Source organism: Coprococcus sp. TM115-187 (assembly GCF_027679115.1).
Lineage (GTDB): Bacteria > Bacillota > Clostridia > Lachnospirales > Lachnospiraceae > Allocoprococcus > Allocoprococcus comes.
The window spans coordinates 57,354-78,344 of the sequence record NZ_JAQEKS010000012.1 but is presented as its reverse complement, the minus strand read 5'-3'; the positions used below and the strand labels follow the sequence as shown (position 1 = coordinate 78,344).

The 20,991-nt window shown below is 44.8% G+C and carries 19 protein-coding genes; 18 read left to right on the top strand and 1 reads right to left on the bottom strand.

From position 1 onward, the window contains the following. Positions 1 to 29: 29 nt before the first annotated feature. Positions 30 to 1,361: an MATE family efflux transporter gene (locus PGW42_RS09750; protein WP_270203348.1), complete on the bottom strand. Its 1,332-nt coding sequence runs from the start codon at positions 1,359 to 1,361 to the stop codon at positions 30 to 32. 351 nt (positions 1,362 to 1,712) lie between these two features. On the opposite strand from PGW42_RS09750, the gene argC reads away from it, so the two are divergent. The 18 genes from argC (at position 1,713) to grpE (ending at position 20,920) form a co-directional block, all read left to right on the top strand. Further along, entirely contained in the window at positions 1,713 to 2,753 is a 1,041-nt protein-coding gene (argC, locus tag PGW42_RS09745; RefSeq protein WP_022220715.1) for an N-acetyl-gamma-glutamyl-phosphate reductase, read from the top strand. A 43-nt stretch (positions 2,754 to 2,796) separates the two neighbouring features. Beyond that, positions 2,797 to 3,246 carry a GNAT family N-acetyltransferase gene (locus tag PGW42_RS09740; protein WP_334304022.1) on the top strand — a complete coding sequence of 150 codons (450 nt, stop codon included), beginning with the start codon at positions 2,797 to 2,799 and terminating at the stop codon, positions 3,244 to 3,246. A gap of 15 nt (positions 3,247 to 3,261) precedes the next feature. Then, positions 3,262 to 4,485: a bifunctional glutamate N-acetyltransferase/amino-acid acetyltransferase ArgJ gene (gene argJ / locus PGW42_RS09735; protein WP_117823967.1), complete on the top strand. Its 1,224-nt coding sequence runs from the start codon at positions 3,262 to 3,264 to the stop codon at positions 4,483 to 4,485. 12 nt (positions 4,486 to 4,497) lie between these two features. Continuing rightward, complete coding sequence (argB, locus tag PGW42_RS09730) at positions 4,498 to 5,385, top strand: acetylglutamate kinase (RefSeq protein WP_008374684.1); 888 nt, start codon at positions 4,498 to 4,500, stop codon at positions 5,383 to 5,385. Positions 5,386 to 5,414: 29 nt separating this feature from the next. Next, positions 5,415 to 6,596, top strand: coding sequence for an aspartate aminotransferase family protein (locus tag PGW42_RS09725; RefSeq protein WP_118217300.1), 1,182 nt, complete (start codon positions 5,415 to 5,417; stop codon positions 6,594 to 6,596). 78 nt (positions 6,597 to 6,674) lie between these two features. Continuing rightward, complete coding sequence (locus tag PGW42_RS09720; protein ID WP_008374687.1) at positions 6,675 to 7,106, top strand: DMT family transporter; 432 nt, start codon at positions 6,675 to 6,677, stop codon at positions 7,104 to 7,106. Between the two features lie 81 nt (positions 7,107 to 7,187). Next, entirely contained in the window at positions 7,188 to 7,850 is a 663-nt protein-coding gene (locus tag PGW42_RS09715; protein ID WP_022220712.1) for a helix-hairpin-helix domain-containing protein, read from the top strand. A gap of 13 nt (positions 7,851 to 7,863) precedes the next feature. Next, positions 7,864 to 8,553, top strand: a complete 690-nt coding sequence (locus PGW42_RS09710) for a response regulator transcription factor (protein WP_008374691.1) — start codon at positions 7,864 to 7,866, stop codon at positions 8,551 to 8,553. An 88-nt stretch (positions 8,554 to 8,641) separates the two neighbouring features. Next, positions 8,642 to 9,979, top strand: coding sequence for a sensor histidine kinase (locus PGW42_RS09705; RefSeq protein WP_442872431.1), 1,338 nt, complete (start codon positions 8,642 to 8,644; stop codon positions 9,977 to 9,979). 5 nt (positions 9,980 to 9,984) lie between these two features. Next, positions 9,985 to 10,911, top strand: a complete 927-nt coding sequence (locus PGW42_RS09700) for a GerMN domain-containing protein (RefSeq protein WP_147356964.1) — start codon at positions 9,985 to 9,987, stop codon at positions 10,909 to 10,911. A gap of 4 nt (positions 10,912 to 10,915) precedes the next feature. After that, entirely contained in the window at positions 10,916 to 13,150 is a 2,235-nt protein-coding gene (locus tag PGW42_RS09695) for a DNA internalization-related competence protein ComEC/Rec2 (protein ID WP_270203346.1), read from the top strand. Next, complete coding sequence (gene holA, locus PGW42_RS09690; protein WP_270203345.1) at positions 13,147 to 14,136, top strand: DNA polymerase III subunit delta; 990 nt, start codon at positions 13,147 to 13,149, stop codon at positions 14,134 to 14,136. The genes PGW42_RS09695 and holA overlap by 4 nt, the downstream gene beginning before the upstream one ends. Before the next feature lie 38 nt (positions 14,137 to 14,174). After that, positions 14,175 to 15,986, top strand: a complete 1,812-nt coding sequence (gene lepA, locus PGW42_RS09685) for a translation elongation factor 4 (RefSeq protein WP_008374702.1) — start codon at positions 14,175 to 14,177, stop codon at positions 15,984 to 15,986. 208 nt (positions 15,987 to 16,194) lie between these two features. Then, the gene (gene hemW, locus PGW42_RS09680) at positions 16,195 to 17,376 is read left to right on the top strand and encodes a radical SAM family heme chaperone HemW (RefSeq protein ID WP_270203344.1); all 1,182 of its coding nucleotides are present in this window, start codon (positions 16,195 to 16,197) and stop codon (positions 17,374 to 17,376) included. A gap of 114 nt (positions 17,377 to 17,490) precedes the next feature. After that, on the top strand, positions 17,491 to 18,423 hold the full coding sequence (gene cysK, locus PGW42_RS09675) for a cysteine synthase A (RefSeq protein WP_055157569.1): 933 nt from the start codon (positions 17,491 to 17,493) through the stop codon (positions 18,421 to 18,423). Between the two features lie 3 nt (positions 18,424 to 18,426). Next, positions 18,427 to 18,873 carry an RrF2 family transcriptional regulator gene (locus PGW42_RS09670; protein WP_008374709.1) on the top strand — a complete coding sequence of 149 codons (447 nt, stop codon included), beginning with the start codon at positions 18,427 to 18,429 and terminating at the stop codon, positions 18,871 to 18,873. A gap of 301 nt (positions 18,874 to 19,174) precedes the next feature. Next, a complete protein-coding gene (gene hrcA, locus PGW42_RS09665) occupies positions 19,175 to 20,236 on the top strand; it encodes a heat-inducible transcriptional repressor HrcA (protein WP_008374717.1) in 1,062 nt (353 codons plus the stop codon). 36 nt (positions 20,237 to 20,272) lie between these two features. Beyond that, positions 20,273 to 20,920 (top strand): nucleotide exchange factor GrpE, encoded by a 648-nt coding sequence (gene grpE, locus PGW42_RS09660; protein ID WP_117823989.1) that lies wholly within the window; start codon positions 20,273 to 20,275, stop codon positions 20,918 to 20,920. Positions 20,921 to 20,991: the final 71 nt, after the last annotated feature.

Below are 20,991 nucleotides of genomic sequence, written 5' to 3'. Positions count from 1 at the left end.
AGAAATCCGTAAGAGTCCGATCCTGTATTCTATTTTCCGGATTTTTCACATAACCATCGGTAAGCAATGATGCAGATGATCACAGACAATAAGGAGCCGGTAGCGGTTGCGAGTCCCATCGGAAGCAGTGTATGCGGGAAAATTTTTGAAGTCAGATAAACACCCGGAATACGCACGCACAAAATAGCGATCAGGTTATGTAAAAATGAAATTCCAGATTTTCCGCATGCACAGAAGTATCCGCTGAAACTGAAATGAACGCCGGCAAAAATACAATCCCAGATATATCCGCGAATGTACTGTGCGCCGAGAAGAATAACGGCTGCGTCTGCAGTGAAAAGTTCGACAACCGGAGCTGCGATAAACTGGATCAATATAGAGACGACCAGACCAAATCCAATGGCGATCATCATGGCATAGCGAAGCGTCTGCTTTGCACGGTCATACTTTCCGGCACCGATATTCTGAGCTGCGAGTGCAGAAACAGTCGAAAGCATGGAAGACGGAATCAGGAACAGAAAGCTGATGATTTTTTCCACAATGCCGACAGCAGCGGCTGCGTTCAGTCCGCGCCGGTTGGCAATGATCGTAATAATAATGAAAGCAATCTGAATAAATCCGTCCTGAAGCGCTACCGGAATCCCAATATTCAGAATTTTGCCAAGCGGTTTTTTCTGTGGGCGGAAACAGTCTCCGGAAAGAGAAAGTCCGGTCTGCTTACGTTTAATGGCAATCAGTGCAAACAGAACACTGCACGCTTGGGAAAGTGTTGTGCCAAGCGCAGCACCGGAAGCTCCCAGATGGAAAAATCCGATAAACAGATAATCCAGTATAATATTCACCGCACATGCAACTGCGATGAAATACATCGGACTTTTAGAATCCCCCAGTCCGCGGAAAATTGAACTGATCACATTATACGCCGTAATAAAAGGAATCCCGAGAAAACAGATCGTCAGATAAGCTGCCGTTCCTGACACAGCCTCCGCAGGTGTAGACATCACGGCAACAGCCGGCTTCACAAAAAACAGAAGCAAAACCGCCAGCACCAGAGAAATCCCCATAAACAAAATCACCGTATTTCCCACAAACACAGAAGCCCTTTTCTTATCGCCCGCTCCAATAGACTGCCCGATTGAAACTGTAGCCCCCATCGCAAGCCCCACGATCATCACCGTCAACATATGCATCACCTGGCTCCCAATCGAAACCGCTGTTGTACTGGCAACCCCATCAAACTGCCCAACAATAAAAAGATCCGCCATCCCATAAAGCGTCTGCAAAAAATAAGATAAAAAATAAGGCAGCGAAAAATAAATCACATTCCGAAAAACACTCCCCGAAGTAAGATCCCGTTCCATAAAATAACAACTCCTTTACAATCACTTCCTTAATACTAATTGAATTTTCCTAAAATAGTCAATAAAAAGAATACAGACTTAATACATCTTATAATAATAAAAATGCATAACAATGCATAAAAATAAATATAAATGCATAAAAATAAGAAATTATACATAAAAATACACAGAAACATGCATAAAAATCAAAAAACCACTTGCTTTCCAAAATAAAACCATGTATACTGAACCAATCGGAAAACATTCCCCCAATTACCGCGAACCCCTTTACAATAGGGATTAATGGGTTTATAGTATTTATGATTATGCCTATCTATACACAAATACGGCATTTACGAAAGGATGGTTTACATGATTAAAGCAGGAATCATCGGTTCTACCGGTTACGCCGGAGGAGAACTGGTTCGCATTTTAACAGGACATAAAGACGTAGAAATTAAATGGTTTGGCTCAAGAAGCTATATCGATAAGAAATATGCAGATGTATACCGCAATATGTTTCAGATCGTAGATGCGGTATGTTTAGATGATAATATGGAACAACTTGCAGATCAGGTAGATGTGATTTTCACAGCAACTCCACAGGGACTGTGCGCATCATTAGTTAATGAAGAAATCTTATCAAAGGTTAAGATCATCGACCTGAGCGCAGATTTCCGTATCAAAGATGTCAAGACTTACGAAAAATGGTACGGTATTGAGCACAAGAGCCCGCAGTTTATCGAAGAAGCAGTTTACGGACTGTGTGAAGTGAACAGAGAAGATATCAAAGGCGCAAGACTGATCGCCAATCCTGGATGCTATACAACATGCTCCATCCTGACTGCTTATCCGCTGGCAAAGGAAGGACTGATCGATATGGATACGCTGATCATTGATGCCAAGTCCGGAACATCCGGAGCAGGAAGAGGGGCAAAGGTTCCGAACCTGTACTGTGAAGTCAATGAGAATATGAAAGCATACGGTGTGGCAACACACAGACATACACCGGAGATCGAGGAACAGCTTGGATATGCGAGCGGCAAAGAGGTTGTGATTAACTTTACACCGCATCTGGTTCCGATGAACAGAGGAATCCTGGCAACAGAGTACGCGAAGCTTACAAAGGATGTTACCTGGGAAGAAGTAAAAGCAGTTTACGATAAATATTATGCAAATGAAAAATTTGTCCGCGTTCTGGAGAAAGATGTTTACCCGGAAACAAAATGGGTAGAAGGAAGCAATTATGTCGATATCGGGTTTAAGATCGATCCGAGAACAAACCGTATCATTATGATGGGGGCGATCGACAACCTGGTAAAAGGTGCAGCAGGACAGGCTGTACAGAACATGAATCTGATCTTTGGACTTCCGGAAAGTGAAGGTCTTGATTTGGTTCCGATGTTCCCGTAGAACACGGCAGAAAAAGAAAAGGAATGGAAAATATATGACAACAATTATTCGTGCGATGACAGTAGAAGATTATGACCAGCTTCATGCACTTTGGATGCGGATCAAAGGATTTGGAATCCGGAGCATAGATGATTCAAAAGAAGGCGTGGAACGATTCCTGAAAAGGAATCCGACAACCAGTGTGATCGCCGAAATAGACGGAAAAGTAGTAGGAGGAATCCTCTGCGGACACGACGGAAGAACCGGATGTTTTTATCATGTATGTGTAGATCCGGCGTACCGCTGTCATGGGATCGGAAAGAGCATGGTTGCCTATGCAATGTCAGCTCTGAAAGAGGAACATATCAACAAGATCACACTGATCGCATTTACCAAGAATGATATCGGCAATATGTTCTGGAATACGATCGGATGGACCAAGAGACCGGATGTCAACTACTATGAGTTTGTTTTAAATGAGGAAAATATTACAGCATTTATCGAAGAGGGCTAAAGGAGGCTATATACGATGAAGATTATCGAAGGCGGTGTGACCGCAGCAAAAGGATTTGAGGCAGCATCAACAGCAGCAAAGATCAAATATCAGGACAGAACCGACATGGCAATGATCTACAGCCAGGTTCCATGTGAATGTGCAGGAACATTTACTACAAACGTTGTAAAGGCAGCATGCGTAAAATGGGATCAGCAGGTTGTAAAGAGCGGTGCAAAAGCACAGGCTGTGATCGTCAATTCCGGAATTGCCAATGCATGTACCGGTGCGGAAGGATTTGGCTATTGCAAGGACACAGCAGATGCGGCAGCAGAAGCTCTTGGAATTAATGCAGACGGTGTACTGATCGGATCGACCGGTGTCATCGGAAAGCAGCTTCCAATTGATCGCATCGTGGCAGGGGTAAAGGCTCTTGCTGAAAAGAAAAATGATACACTGGCAAACGGAACTGAGGCAGCAAAAGCAATCATGACGACTGATACCTGTGAAAAACAGATCGCAGTAGAAATCGAGGTTGCCGGAAAGACCGTTACCATCGGTGGTATGGCAAAAGGATCTGGTATGATCCATCCGAATATGTGCACCATGCTCAGCTTTATCACAACAGATGCAGCAATCACAAAAGAGGCCCTTCAGAAAGCCCTCAGTGATGATGTCAATGATACATACAATATGATTTCCGTAGACGGAGATACTTCTACAAATGATTCTGTAGTTCTTCTTGCAAACGGGATGGCTGAAAATGAAGTGATCACGGTAGACAGTGAAAGCTATAAGACCTTTGCGGAAGCATTGCATGAGATCAACGAATACCTTGCAAAGAAGATCGCAGGGGACGGAGAAGGAGCAACTGCTTTATTTGAAGTAACTGTAGTTGGTGCAGATACAAAAGAGACTGCAAAGACACTTGCAAAATCAATCGTATGCTCAAATCTTACCAAGGCAGCAATTGCAGGACATGATGCAAACTGGGGAAGAATCCTCTGTGCAATGGGATATTCCGGAGCACAGTTTGACCCGGAAAAGGTGGATCTGTTCTTCGAGAGCAAGGCAGGAAAGATCCAGATCATCGAAAATGGTACAGCGGTAGATTACAGTGAAGAAAAAGCAACGGAGATCCTCTCACAGGAAGAAGTAAAAGCAGTTGCTGATGTGAAGATGGGAAGCGAAAGCGCAACCGCATGGGGATGTGACCTGACTCACGGATATATTGACATCAATGCAGATTACAGAAGCTAGGAGGTAAGCAAAATGGATCAGGATATGCAGCAGTATCTGGACAAAGCAGAAGTTCTGATTGAGGCGCTTACTTATATTCAGCGTTTCAACCGTAAGATCATCGTTGTAAAATACGGAGGAAGTGCAATGCTGGACGAAGAACTCCAGAAAAATGTCATCAAGGATGTTACATTCTTGAAATTGGTTGGATTCAAACCGATCATCGTTCACGGCGGTGGAAAAGAGATCAGTAAATGGGTAAGTAAAGCCGGAATGGAGCCGAAATTCATCGACGGACTTCGTGTGACGGACGCAGAGACCATGGAAATTGCAGAGATGGTACTGAACAAGGTTAATAAAAATCTGGTTCGTATGGTCGAAGAACTTGGTGTCCGTGCTATCGGTGTCAGTGGAAAAGACGGCGGACTTTTAAGAGTTGATAAAAAGCTTTCCATGACAGGACAGGACGTTGGATTTGTAGGAGATATCAAGAAGGTCAATGCAGAGGTTCTTCTGGATCTTCTGGATAAAGATTTTCTCCCGATCGTATGCCCGGTCGGAATCGATGATGATTACAACACTTATAATATCAATGCGGATGATGCAGCTTATTCGATCGCAAAAGCGGTTCATGCTGAGAAGCTTGCGTTCCTCTCTGATATTGAAGGGGTATACAGAGACTACGAGGATAAATCTTCTCTGATCACAGCTCTTACTGTAGATCAGGCGAATGAACTGATCGAAAGCGGAGCAATTTCCGGAGGAATGATCCCGAAACTGCAGAACTGTGTAGGAGCGATTGAAAACGGAGTGTCCAGAGTCCATATTCTGGATGGAAGAATTCCGCACTGCCTGCTTCTTGAGATTTTCACGAAGAAGGGTATCGGAACTGCAATTTTAAGAAACGGTGAAGAAGATTAAAGGGAAGACAAAGAAAGAAGGTAATTCTTATGGCAAATCAGTATATGCAGGAAGAGGACGACGCGATTTTAAAAACTTATAACCGTTATCCGGTTGTATTGGACCATGGAGACGGCGCATACCTCTATGATCCGGAAGGAAAGAAATATCTGGATTTCTCAGCAGGATATGCAGTATCTTCTCTGGGATATAATAACAAGGAATTTAATGATGCATTAAAGGCTCAGATTGACAAGATGATCCATACATCAAACCTGTATTATAATACAACCTGCGGTAAAGCAGGAGAAGATCTGAAAAAGATCACCGGTATGTACAAGGTATTCTTCACAAACAGTGGTGGAGAAGCAATCGAAGGTGCGATCAAAACTGCAAGAAAATATGCGTACACAAAAAAAACCGGACGTTATGAATTTATTGCAATGGAGAATTCATTCCACGGCAGAAGTATGGGTGCGGTTGCACTTACCGGACACAAAGAATACAGAGAGCCATTTGAACCGGTTATGCCTGGTGTACATTTTGCAATCTACAATGATCTTGACAGTGTAAAAGCACTGGTAAATGATAAGACCTGCGCGATCATTCTGGAAACAATCCAGGGCGAAGGCGGAATCAACGCAGCGACAAAAGAATTTATGCAGGGAATCCGTAAGATCTGTGATGAGAACGGAATCCTGATGATCTGCGATGAAGTACAGTGTGGTATGGGACGAAGCGGTGCATGGTTTGCATGGCAGCAGATGGGAATCACACCGGATATCATGACAATGGCGAAAGCAATCGGAAGCGGTGTTCCGGTCGGCGCATTTGCGATGACAAAAGAAGTTGCAGATAATTCGCTGGTACCGGGAGATCACGGAACTACATATGGTGGAAACCCACTTTGCTGTGCAGCGGTCAGCAAGACTATTGAGATCTTTGAAAAAGAGCATATGCTCGATCATGTCAATGAAATCGCACCATATCTGACACAGAAACTGCAGGAAATCGTGGATACCTGCGATGCAGCCGTTAAAGTAAAGGGAAGAGGATTGATCCAGGGACTTCAGATCACCAAGCCGCTGGGTGAAGTGACAGCCAAAGCGTTGGAAGAAGGACTTCTGATCATCGGAGCTGGAACAGATGTGATCCGAATGATCCCACCGCTTGTTATCGGTAAAGAACAGGTAGATGAGATGGCAGAGATCCTGAAAAAAGCACTTGCATAAAGTCGGTGCCTGATAAAAATAAGAGAATAAAAGAGCCGGTCATCGGATATACTTTCAGAAGAAAAGGAGGTATGAAAGATGACCGGATTTTTTATTGCCCTGCTGTCGGGAGCGCTGATGAGTGTGCAGGGGGTATTTAACACCCAGGTAACAAAGACGACAGGAATGTGGGTGAGCAATGCCTGGGTGCAGCTTAGTGCATTTGCCATCTGCCTGGTAATGTGGCTGATCATGGGAAGGGACAGTATTGCCACGATAGGAGAGGTGCAGCCTAAATATATGCTGCTTGGCGGTGTGATCGGAGCAGGGATCACCTGGACCGTGATCAAAAGTATGGCGCAGCTCGGGCCTGCAAAGGCGGCACTTCTGATCGTTATGTCTCAGCTTATTGTGGCGTATCTGATTGAACTGGTGGGATTATTTGGTGTGGAAAAAGAGCCATTTTCCTGGAGAAAAGTGATCGGTATGGGGATCGCTCTGATCGGCACGACAATTTTTCAGTGGAAATAGGTTGTCTTTTGGAAAAAAATTCGTTACAATAATCATGTCTTGGAAGTACGAGGGGACATGCTCTGCGGAAAAGGAGTATGTATGCGGAAAAGAAGACGGATTTTATATCAAATATGTGGAATTTTCCTTGGAATCAGCTGTATGCTGTCAGCATGCCATGAAAAAGAAGAGACCTTTACCAGTGTGGCTGCTGCAGAAGCGGATGCCGGGGATAAGAAAAACGAGGCAGAATCAAAGGCTGCCGAAGAAAAGCCGGATAAGGCAAAAGCAGATCCGGGTGGTGAAGAAAAAGAAGGTTCGATCTGGGTGTATGTATGTGGCGAGGTGGCATCACCCGGTGTATATGAACTGCAGGAAGGAGACCGCATCACGCATGCCATAGAAGCAGCGGGAGGGCTGACGGAGGCAGCAGGACAGGTTTATCTGAATCAGGCAGCACATCTGACAGATGGACAAAGGATTTATGTGCCATCCAGAGAAGAAGAACAGACTTTGAAAGAAGAAGGTTCACCATCGGATATGGCAGATGCCGGGATGGGAAAAGACACAGGAATAATAAACCTGAACACCGCGACAAAGGCTGAACTTTTAAGCTTAAGCGGGATTGGCGAGTCCCGCGCGGAAGCAATTATTGCTTATAGAGAGACAAACGGTGGATTCAGGAAGATAGAGGATCTGAAGAAAGTGGACGGGATCAAGGAAGGAATCTTTCAGAAGATCCGGGAGCAGATAACGGTAGAGTAGAGGAGTGCGCAAGATGGGCAGAAAAGTATTGGTAGTAGATGATGAAAAGCTGATCGTGAAAGGACTGAGATTCAGCCTGGAACAGGATGATATGGAAGTTGACTGCGCATACGACGGTGAGGAAGCACTTGAGATGGTAAAAAGAAAAGAGTATGATATGATTCTTCTGGATGTCATGCTTCCAAAATACGATGGATTTGAAGTATGCAGACAGATCCGTGATTTCTCAGATGTACCGGTCATCATGCTCACTGCGAAGGGCGAGGATATGGACAAGATCCTCGGGTTGGAATATGGCGCAGATGATTACATCACAAAGCCGTTCAACATTCTTGAGGTTAAGGCCAGAATGAAGGCAATCATGCGCAGGGTCGCTAAAAAAGACGGGATGAGCGCGAGCGGTAAAGTTGTGGTAAAGGGAGATCTGAAGATCGACTGTGAAAGTCGGAGAGTTTTTTCCGGGGACAGGGAACTGAATCTTACCGCAAAAGAATTTGATCTTCTGGAGCTTCTTGCGATGAATCCGAACAAGGTTTACAGCAGGGAAAGTCTTTTGAATATTGTCTGGGGATATGAGTATCCGGGAGATGCAAGAACGGTAGATGTACATATCAGACGACTGCGCGAGAAGATTGAAGTAAATCCAAGTGATCCGAAATACGTTTACACAAAGTGGGGAGTTGGCTATTATTTCAGGGGTTAAATTTTTTGTACCAAAATTCATAAAAAGTCTGCAAGTGCGGGTAACGGTGATCCTGAGCGTATTTGTCATATTATCCAGTGTGATCCTGATGAATGCGATTCTGCAAAGCTATGATCAGAGAACCGTATTCGTGCGCACAGCAGAGATTCAAAACCAGTGTACGATTCTGAGTAATCAGCTGGTCAATTCTGATTATCTGAAAACGGGAGTTTCTGATGTGATCGATACAGAACTATCACAGTTATCCAATATTTACAATGGAAGAGTGCTTGTTATTGATGATGAATTCCGGATTGTGGAAGATACCTATGATCTGGAGGAGGGAAAGACGATCATTTCCGAGGATGTAGTCAAATGCTTCCGCGGCGAGAAGCCGGCAAGTTATGACAGAAAGAGCCGGTACATTGAAGTGGCAGTCCCGGTCAAAAAAGGGGAAGAGCCGGTAAAAGGAATGATTCTGGTCAGTGTTTCTACAGACAGTCTGCGTGACAATGTAGAGGCATTGCAGACAAAGGCAAGAATTGCAACGGTTGCAATCAGTATTATCGGGATCTTTTTATCAGCAATCATCGGTATGCTGCTTGTAAGGCCGCTGAAAAGGATGTCTCAATCGATCGAGGAGATGGCAGGAGGTTATGGAGATAATTATCTCCATGAAAATGCTTACGATGAAACGGAACGGATTTCCAATGCATTTAATAAGCTGTGGGACCGCTATAAAGTACTGGATGCATCGAGAGAAGAGTTCGTGGCAAATGTATCCCATGAGTTGAAGACACCGTTGACCTCTATGAAGGTGCTGGCGGATTCACTGCTGATGCAGCCGGATGCACCGACGGAGATTTACCGGGAATTCATGGGTGATTTGTCCGAAGAAATCGAGCGGGAGAATAAGATCATCAATGACCTTCTGGATCTTGTAAAACTGGATAAGAAGGGTGCAAACTTAAATATTAAGAGTCAGGATGTTAATGAACTGGTAGAACGGATTCTCAAAAGATTACAGCCACTTGCGGCAAAAAGTAATATTGAACTGGTATTTGAGAGTTTTCGTCCGGTGACAGCGGAGATTGATGAGGTAAAGATTGCACTTGTGATCACGAATCTGGTGGAAAATGCGATCAAGTACAATAAAGAGAACGGATGGGTACACGTGTCTTTAAATGCGGATCATAAGTATTTTTATCTGAAGGTTGCGGATTCTGGAATCGGGATTCCGAAAGAAGATACGGATCATATATTCGAGCGGTTTTTCCGTGTGGACAAATCCCATTCTCGTGAGATCGGCGGAACTGGTCTTGGGCTTTCGATTGCAAGAAATGCGGTTGTCATGCACCGCGGTGCGATCAAGGTCTACAGTGAACCGGGAGAGGGAACGACATTTACAGTCCGGATCCCGCTTACTTATATCAAGAGGGAAGGGTGAGAAGAATGAAAAAAAATTACCAGATCATAAGCATTCTTCTTGCAGTGTGTCTTCTTACAGGCGTTGTGGGATGCAGAAAAAAGGAGCAGAAAGCAGATGCAAAATACACGATTTACCAGATTAACCAGAGCGGAACGGCGCTGGTTCCGAACGGCTATGATGGAACAGGAAAGTCGGCGGACGAAGAAGTAAAAGGAATGCTGTCTGCGCTGCAGAAGTGTGATGACGAGGTGAAGGCACAGGCGGCACTGCCGAAAAAGGTAAAACTGGAGAGATACACTCTGGAGGATGAAAAGCTGATCCTGTACTATAATGCTGTTTACGGAAAGATGGATACGGTAAGAGAGGTTCTGTGCAGGGCAGCGCTTGTCCGTTCACTGACGCAGATCGACGGAGTGGATCTGGTGATGATCTGTGTAGATGGAACGCCACTTACGGATAAAAAGGGGAATACTTATGGATACCAGCAGGCAGAAGATTTTGTACAGAACACAGGCTCTTCTATTAACTCTTTCCAGGAGATGAAGCTTACACTGTATTATGCAGATTCATCTGGAGAAAAGCTACAAAAGGAAGAGGATACGGTGCGGTATAACAGCAATGAGTCGAAGGAACGGGTTGTAGTGGAACAGCTGATGCGAGGACCATCCAATAACAGACTGCTTGCTACCATACCAAAAGGAACAAAGCTGCTGGGTGTGTCGATCAAAGATCATATCTGCTATCTGAATTTTGATGAAGGACTTCGGAACATTGCTCCGGGAGTCAGTCCGGAGACGGTGATCTATTCCATCGTAAATTCAGTGATCGATGGTGGAAATGTCTCTGAAGTACAGATTTCAATCAACGGAGACAGCAGTATTGTATATCAGGAGAGTATAAAGCTGGATGAACCTCTGAGCAGAAACCAGGAAATGATAAAGGAGGATTGATCGGTTGATCAAGCGAAGACTTGGTTTTGCCGGAATACTTCTGGCAGGACTGATTCTGGTACTGTATCTGACAGGGGGAGGAAAGATTTTTGGAAGACTCGGTGTGTCAAGGTGTGAGAAGCTCTGGAAAGAGTCGGAAGAAGTGATGGTGGAAGGAGAGGTTTATCAGAAAACCAGAAAAGAAGAAAAACTGATCCTGTATCTGAAAAAAATACAGATCAGAGAGATGGGGAATGGAAAAGCAGTCGCTGACGAGAGGCTGCTTGTCTATCTGGATGAAAAGGGAAATGGTCCGGAAATCGGACAGCGGATTCTGGTTAAAGGCAATGTGGGATTTTTTGATCCGGCGGCCAATCCGGGCAATTTTGACCAGAAAAATTATTATAAGCAGCAGAATATCCAGGCAGTCTTATGGAAAGGGAAGGTTCTGGAAAAACAGGTGAAAAAGACTTCCTTCCGCGAAAAGCTGTGGCAGTTTAGGAACCGGACCGCAGATGAGATCTGCAGAGAGATGGGAAAGCGTCGAGGGGGTATTTTGTGTGCGGTTCTTCTGGGAGATTCTTTTTATACAGAAGAGAAAGTGAAAGAACTTTACCGGGTGGCAGGGATCGGGCATCTGCTGGCTATATCCGGTCTGCATATTTCTTTTTTTGGCAACGGACTTTACCGGGGGCTTAGGAAAACCGGATTTTCTATTTTACAGGCCGGTGTAGTGGGAAGTCTGCTTCTTGGGAGCTATGTGGTGATGACTGGAATGAGTGTTTCGGCACTGCGGGCGTTTACCATGTTTCTGATCCGGATGGGAGCAGAGCTGACAGGAAGGGAATACGATGGATTGACGGCACTTGGGATTGCGGAAATTGGTTTGCTTCTGGCAAATCCGTTGCGGCTTTTTACGGCAGGGTTCCAGCTTTCTTTTGCTGCGGTTCTCGGTATCTATCTGATTGGTTTGGGAAATAAAAAAGGCAGATTTTCAGACAGTGTCCGGATGTCGGTGAGGCTCTGGCTTTTTCTGCTGCCAGTTACATTGTGGCACTATTATGAAACCTGCCTGTATGCGCCAGCCTGGAATCTTCTGGTAATTCCGATGGCATCCGTGCTTCTGTTTTGCGGGAGTGCAGGGATGGCAGTCATGCTGATTCCGTGTGGGGCAGGAGATATAATGCAGAGCGCACTTTGGAAAATAACAGAGTGGATTTTGCTTTTTTATGAAAAAGGGAGCGGTCTGCTCCTGGAACTTCCGGGGGCAAGGTGGATTCCGGGAAGACCACGGCTCTGGCAGATTGCCTGTTATTATGGGGTTCTTCTATTTTATTTGTGGAGAAAAAGGAAGGAAAAGAAAGAGGGCAGACAAACCGGGAAACAGGTGGTAAGACAGCTTGTGACAGCTGGAATCCTGCTCATCCTGCTCGGGATTCCAAAGTGGAAACGAGGGCAGATGGAGCTGACTATGCTGGATGTGGGACAGGGCGACTGTTTTTTCTTTCGGGACGGAAACGGAAAAAATTACCTGATCGACGGCGGAAGCAGTTCGGTAGATGCAGCAGGAAGATACCGGTTGGAACCATTTTTAAAATTCCGGGGCGTGAAGAGGCTGGATTATGTGTGGGTGACGCATGGGGATGTGGATCACTTAAATGCAGTGGAAGAACTTCTGGAACGGAGAAAGTATGGAGTAGAAATCCAGTATCTGATTTTTCCGGAACAGAAATATTGGGATGAAAGGCTTATTAAATTATGTAATCTGGCAGAAGAGGCAGGAACGAAGGTACGGGTAATGGAGATGGATACTATTTTTCTGTCTGGAAAATTGAAGATGCGTTGTCTCTGGCCTGGAGAAGGTGAGCCATCTGAAAATGGAAATGAAAATTCTCTGGTACTTCACCTGCAATATGGAAAAATTACCATGCTTTTTACCGGAGATCTGGAAAATACCGGAGAAGAGCTGTTGGCAGAGAGAATAAAGAATCTCCGGAAAAAAGGAGAACTTCCGGCGTGTTATGATCTGCTGAAAGTCGGACACCACGGATCAAGAAATGCGACCGGCGAAGAGCTTCTGGAAGTGATCCGACCACGGGTAGCATTCTGTTCATCCGGAAAAGAAAACCGTTATGGACATCCGCATGCGGAAACACTGGAAAGACTTGCAAAATGGGGCGTAAGCCTATATAATACGAAAGACAGAGGTGCTGTCAGTATGTATACAGATGGAAGGGAATATGGTATCCAAAGTCCATGAAAAGTTTGAATGAAGATTTAAAGACAGGACAGTTTAAGCAGATTTATCTTCTGTACGGCGAAGAAGCTTATCTGAAAAAATTATATAAAAACCGTTTCGTCAAAGCGATGATTCCGGAAGGTGACACGATGAATTATCGTTATTTTGAGGGAAAGAACACGAACCCGAAGGAGATTATCGACCTTGCCGAGACCTTACCTTTTTTTGCAGAGCGCAGGCTGATCGTTCTGGAAAATACCGGTTTTCTGAAAAATGCGACACCGGAGCTGGCAGAATATCTGAAGAACATGCCGGAGACCACTTATATGATCTTTGTGGAATCAGAGCTGGATAAGAGAGGAAAGCTCTACAAAGCGATCAAGGAGAAAGGTCATATTGTAGAACTGAAGCGGCAGGATGAAAAGACACTGATCCGCTGGATCCTTGGGATGGCGAAAAAGGAGAAGCTTCAGATGTCGGAGGCAGCAGTGCGCTATCTGCTTGCAAAGACTGGTAATGACATGGAGAATCTCGGGCAGGAGCTGGAAAAATTATTCTGTTACTGCATGAACCACACGGAGATCACGGCAGCAGATATTGATGAAATCTGTACTACGCAGATCGGAAACCATATTTTTGATATGGTAGATGCAGTTGCAGCAAAAGAGCAGAAAAAAGCGCTGGATTACTATTATGATCTTCTGACACTGAGGGAACCGCCGATGCGGATCCTCTACCTGCTGACCAGACAGTTCCGTATCCTGATGGAGGTAAAAGAGATGGACCGTACTGGGGTTCCGCCAAAAGAGATTGCCGCCAAGGTGGGAATCATGCCATTCCTGGTAGGAAAGTACCGGGCACAGGCGAAGGCATTTACCAGGAAAGAGCTGCGTGGGATCGTAGAAGCCGGTGTACAGACGGAAGAAGATGTAAAAACCGGAAAGATGGGAGATATCCTCTCGGTGGAACTCTTTCTGGTGCAGTACAGTAGCAAACGGGAAAAGTAATCAGATATAGATAAGAAGAAAAAGGAGAGACTGAAAATATGCATATGGATCAGAAAAAGATTCGGAATTTTTGTATTATTGCACATATTGACCATGGAAAATCCACACTGGCGGACCGTATTATTGAACAGACAGGTCTTCTGACCAGCAGAGAGATGCAGGCACAGGTGCTGGATAACATGGATCTGGAAAGAGAACGTGGTATCACAATCAAATCACAGGCAGTCCGCACGGTTTATAAGGCAAAGGATGGGGAGGAATATATCTTTAATCTGATCGATACTCCGGGACACGTAGACTTTAACTATGAAGTGTCACGGAGTCTTGCAGCCTGTGATGGAGCGATCCTGGTCGTTGATGCGGCACAGGGCGTAGAAGCGCAGACACTGGCAAATGTATATCTGGCACTGGACCATGATCTGGATGTCATGCCGGTTATCAACAAGATCGATCTTCCAAGCGCAGAGCCGCAGCGTGTGATCGAAGAGATTGAAGATGTGATCGGAATTGAAGCGCAGGATGCACCACTGATCTCGGCAAAGACAGGGCTTAATGTAGATCAGGTTCTGGAACAGATCGTGACAAAGATCCCTTCTCCGACAGGAGATCCGGATGCACCGCTTCAGGCACTGATTTTCGATTCCCTCTATGATCCGTATAAAGGCGTTATCGTATTCTGCCGTATCAAAGAAGGATGTATCACGAAAGGAATGCCGATTCATATGATGGCGACAGGTGCAACTGCCGATGTTGTGGAGGTTGGATATTTTGGTGCCGGACAGTTTATCCCTTGTGATGAGCTTTCAGCAGGAATGGTTGGATATTTTACAGCCAGCCTGAAAAATGTAAAGGACACCCGTGTGGGTGATACCGTAACAGGTGCGGAAAATCCATGTTCTGAGCCTCTTCCGGGATATAAAAAGGTCAACCCGATGGTGTACTGCGGAATGTATCCGGCAGACAGCTCCAAATACCCGGATCTGAGAGATGCACTGGAAAAACTGCAACTCAACGATGCGGCACTTCAGTTTGAACCGGAGACCTCTCTTGCGCTGGGATTTGGTTTCCGCTGTGGTTTCCTTGGACTTTTGCATCTGGAGATCATTCAGGAGAGACTGGAAAGAGAATACAATCTGGATCTGGTGACAACTGCGCCGGGCGTTATCTACAAGGTGCACAAGACCAACGGAGAAGTGATCGACCTGACTAATCCGTCTAATCTTCCGGATCCGTCAGAAATTGATTTTATGGAAGAGCCGATGGTAAAAGCAGAGATTATGGTGACATCCGAATTTATCGGTGCGATCATGGATCTGTGTCAGGAAAGACGTGGCGAATATCAGGGAATGGAATACATCGAAGAGACCAGAGCGGTATTGAAATACCACCTGCCTCTGAATGAGATCATCTATGATTTCTTTGATGCGCTCAAATCCAGATCCCGCGGTTATGCGTCTTTTGATTATGAAATGCTCGGCTATGTCAAATCTGATCTGGTCAAGCTGGACATCCTGATCAACAAAGAAGAAGTGGATGCTCTTTCCTTTATTGTATTTGCGGGAAGTGCTTATGAGAGAGGAAGAAAGATGTGTGAGAAGCTCAAAGAAGAGATTCCGAGACAGCTTTTTGAGATTCCGATCCAGGCAGCTGTCGGAAGCAAGATCATTGCCCGTGAGACAGTAAGAGCCATGCGTAAGGACGTACTTGCCAAGTGCTACGGCGGTGATATCAGCCGTAAGAAGAAGCTTCTGGAAAAGCAGAAGGAAGGAAAGAAGCGTATGCGCCAGGTTGGAAATGTAGAAATTCCACAGAAGGCATTTATGAGTGTATTAAAACTGGACGACAAATAGACAGACAAAGGATAATCGAGCAGGCTGACTCCTACTCGATTCGTATACTTTGTACACTATCTCGCTTAACAGCTCGATGATGTACATTCGCCAAGTACAGATTCTTGTGCAAGCACAAATCTGTACTTGGCTCATCGTATACACAAAAAGGCAGGAGCGATTTCCGAGGAAAAGTTCCTGCCTTTTGCACAGAAAAGGAGAAAAGCAGATGCAGCCTTTAGAACTATATATTCATATTCCGTTTTGTGTGAAAAAATGTGCATATTGTGATTTCCTTTCCGGTCCGGCCGGAGAAAAGGAAAAAGAGGAATATGTGAAAATGCTGGTCGACGAGATCAGAAACTGTCCGGATACAGTGCAGAATTACAGGGTGATTTCCATTTTTTTCGGAGGCGGAACTCCATCTCTTCTTACCGGTGAGCAGATTGGGCGGCTGATGGATACGGTCAGGGAAATATTTACGTTGGATGAGGACGCAGAGATCACTATGGAAATGAATCCGGGAACGGTAACGGAAGAAAAACTGCGAAAGTACAGACAGGCAGGGGTGAACCGTCTGAGTATCGGTCTGCAGTCGGTCAATGATGAGGAACTTCGTCTGCTTGGAAGAATCCATACTTATGAAGAATTTCGGGAAGCATATCATCTGGCGAGAGCCAATGGTTTTTCAAATATCAATGTAGACCTGATCTCGGCAATTCCAGGGCAGACGGTGGAAAGCTGGAGGCGTACACTGGAGCAGGTAATGGCACTTTCCCCGGAGCATATTTCTGCATATAGTCTGATCTTGGAAGAGGGAACAACTTTCTATAAAAAATATGTAGAAGACGAGACAAAAGAAGGACCAAAGCTTCCGGATGAGGATGCGGAGCGTCAGATGTACTGGGATACGGAAACGCTGATGGAGAAGAACGGATATCACCGTTATGAAATTTCCAATTATGCTAAGGAGGGATATGCCTGCCGGCACAACCTGGGATATTGGGAGAGAATTCCGTATCTGGGATTTGGAATTGGTGCGGCATCTCTGGTTCCCGGGGATCTGATTGGAAAATGCAGGAAGCTGGAAGGAAAAATGAGTCGCTACACGAACCCGGATCAGTTAAGGGAGTATGCACATTCCTACAGGAACAAATTTCAGGCAGAGCTTCTGACAGAAACTGAGGAGATGGAGGAATTTATGTTTCTTGGACTGCGGAAAATGAACGGAATCTCAAAAAAAGAATTTTCAGAGTATTTTGGGAAGAGTCTGGAGGATATTTACGGTGAACCGATCTGCAAACTGGAAAGCTTAAAGCTTCTTGAGCAGGATGATGACAGAGTATGGCTTACAAAACGGGGGATCGATGTCAGCAACAGTGTGTTTGTAGAGTTTCTGCTGGAAGAGTAAAATTTGGAAAATCAGAAAAATATAAAGTATACTTGACAAATAGGTTTTATAGGCATATAATGACATCATCGAGTTAAACCTATCAAAACAGTAGGAAAGAAAGGAGAACTTACGATGTCAAAAATTTATAATGGTGCTTTAGAGCTTGTTGGAAATACTCCTCTTGTAGAGGTGAAAAATATTGAAGAAGAATTAGGATTAGAGGCAAGAATCCTTGTGAAACTGGAATATTTTAACCCGGCCGGAAGTGTAAAAGACAGAATTGCCAAAGCAATGATCGAGGATGCTGAGGAAAAAGGATTATTAAAAGAAGGTTCTGTTATCATTGAGCCTACTTCGGGAAATACGGGAATCGGTCTTGCATCGATTGCAGCAGTCAAAGGATACCGTATCATTCTTACTATGCCGGAGACAATGAGTGTAGAAAGAAGAAACATACTGAAAGCATACGGAGCAGAGATTGTTCTGACAGAAGGCGCAAAGGGAATGAAGGGTGCGATTGAAAAAGCAGATGAACTTGCAAAAGAGATCCCGGGCAGCTATATCCCTGGACAGTTTGTTAATCCGGCTAATCCGGAAGTACACAGAAAGACAACCGGACCAGAGATCTGGAAGGATACAGACGGAGAAGTAGATCTGTTTATCGCAGGTGTTGGTACAGGTGGAACACTGACCGGTGTCGGCGAATATCTGAAATCCCAGAATCCGGATGTGAAGATCGTTGCATTGGAGCCTGCAAGTTCACCGGTACTTTCTACAGGAAAAGGTGGTCCTCACAAAATTCAGGGAATCGGAGCAGGATTTGTACCGGACGTACTCAACACAACTGTATATGATGAAATATTTACTGTAGAAAATGATGACGCTTTTGCAACAGGAAAGCTGCTTGCAAAGAAAGAGGGAATCCTGGTAGGAATTTCTTCGGGAGCTGCACTTTATGGAGCAATCGAACTTGCAAAACGTCCGGAAAACAAAGGAAAGACGATTGTGGCACTGCTTCCGGATACCGGAGACAGATATTACTCCACACCGCTCTTCACGGAGTAGAATATGAATTTTTCAAAGAAAAGCAGATACGGACTTCGGGCACTGATCGACCTGTCCGTATACTCGAAAGAATCCCATGTTGCACTTGCAGCAATTGCAGAGCGTAACAGTATTTCACCGCAGTATCTGGAACAGGTATTTGCGGCACTCAGAAAAGCCGGAATCATCAAAAGTGTGAAAGGACCACAGGGGGGATACCTGTTGGCGAAGCCTGCCACAAAGATTTCGGTTGCGGAAATATTACGTGCGCTGGAAGGTGATTATCTCATCGAAGAAGAGGATGTAGAAGGCGCCGAGAATGGAAGAGCTGCGGCTCAGGCTGTGCAGAGTGAAGTTATCGAACGTCTGAACAGAGGACTACAGGATATCCTTGAGAATCTGTTTCTCTCTGACCTCGAACAAAAATATCAGGAATACAGTGAATACAGTCAGGATATGTACTATATATAATAGAAGAAATGCACACCATCAGACCGGGAGGCTGGGGTGTGTATTTTTTGGTTTGACGGTCGGGTGGGGAGTTTGGGAGGAAGGGAGCAGGCGGTTCAGGCAGAAAAGAAGGGATTCCGATTCAAACGGAATGGTTTGCCGATTGAATTGGAATCCGACAGCATATCCGGGTGGAACCGGACTAAAAATAAAAAAATCATAAACCCTGTTGACAAAGTGAATAGTAAGTGGTACATTTATAAGCGTAGAAAATATTAGCACTCATACATAACGAGTGCTAATAACAAAAAGGAGGTAGCATATGGAAGCCATACAGGAACTTAGTGAGCGGAAGACGAAGATCTTACATGCAATCATTAAGAACTATCTTGAGACCGGAGAGCCTGTGGGATCCAGAACGATTTCCAAGTATACGGATCTGAATTTAAGTTCGGCAACAATCCGGAATGAGATGGCAGATCTCGAAGAGCTTGGTTATATCATGCAGCCTCACACATCAGCAGGAAGGATTCCGTCGGATAAAGGTTACAGATGGTATGTGGATATGCTGATGAGCCAGAAAGAACAGGAGATTACCGAAATCAAAGGTCAGATGCTTGAGAAGGCTGACAAGATGGAAGAACTTCTGAAGCAGGTTGCAAAGGTTCTTGCGAACAACACGAATTATGCGACGATGATTTCGACTCCGACTTACAACGGGAACAAATTAAAATTTATCCAGCTTTCACAGGTTGATGACCATCAGCTGATCGTTGTGATCGTGATGGAAGGCAACATTGTAAAGAACCAGATCGTGACACTGGATGAGCCGCTCAGCAATGAAGCACTATTGAAGCTGAATATGCTTCTGAATACTTCGCTGAACGGAACTTCGCTAGAGCAGATCAATCTGGGAGTGATCGCAAGACTGAAAGAACAGGCAGGGATCCACAGTGGTGTGATGAGCAGTGTCCTGGATGCAGTAGCGAATGTGATCCAGCTGGATGACGACATGGAGATTTACACCAGTGGCGCGACGAATATTTTCAAGTATCCGGAGCTTAGTGATAAGCAGAGCGCACAGGAGATCATCAGTGCTTTTGAAGAAAAGCAGCAGCTTGCCGCTCTGGTAACAAAGTCAATGGCAAACGGCGGTGAAGACAGAGACATCCAGGTATACATCGGAGATGAATCGAATGTGGAGAACATGAAAGACTGCAGCGTAGTCACAGCAACATATGAGTTGGGCGAGGGCATGCAAGGAACCATCGGAATCATCGGACCGAAGCGAATGGATTATGAACATGTCATGAAGACGCTTAAGACACTGATGGCAGAGCTGGATGACATATTCCACAGGGATGAGCCGAAAAAGCTCGAATAAGAAGTAAGAAAGGTGGAAGAACCATTGGATAAAAAGATGAGTAATGAAGAAATGGTAAAAGAAGCAGTGGAAGAAGCAAAGAAAGCTGCGGAGGCAGAAGCCAAAGAGCAGGAGGCAAAAGGGCAGGAACCGGAAGACACGGAAGAAACCGAAGCAACAGAGGAAGAAGCTGTTGGTAAAGAGACGAATTCCGAAGATGCTGAAGAACCAAAGAAAAAGAAGCTGTTTGAAAAGAAGAATAAAAAAGATAAAAAGGATGAGCAGATCGCAGATCTGACAGACAAACTTACGAGACACATGGCTGAGTTCGATAATTACAGAAAGCGTACTGAAAAAGAAAAGTCAGCGATGTATGAGATCGGAGCCAAAGATGTTGTAGAAAAAATTCTTCCGATTGTAGACAACTTTGAACGCGGACTTCAGTCCGTACCGGAAGAAAAGAAAGATGATCCGTTCGTAGATGGAATGGATAAGATCTATAAACAAATGATGAGCACACTGGAAGGAATCGGAGTAAAACCGATCGAAGCAGTTGGTCAGGAATTCGATCCGAATTTCCACAATGCAGTGATGCATGTGGAGGATGAAGAACTTGGTGAAAATGTAGTAGCTGAGGAATTCCAGAAAGGATATATGTACCGTGACTCAGTCGTAAGACACAGCATGGTAAAGGTAGCAAACTAAGATATACCGTGTACCGCATTTACGATACACTTTATATAAATAACAAAGCAAAATACAATTTTTATAATATT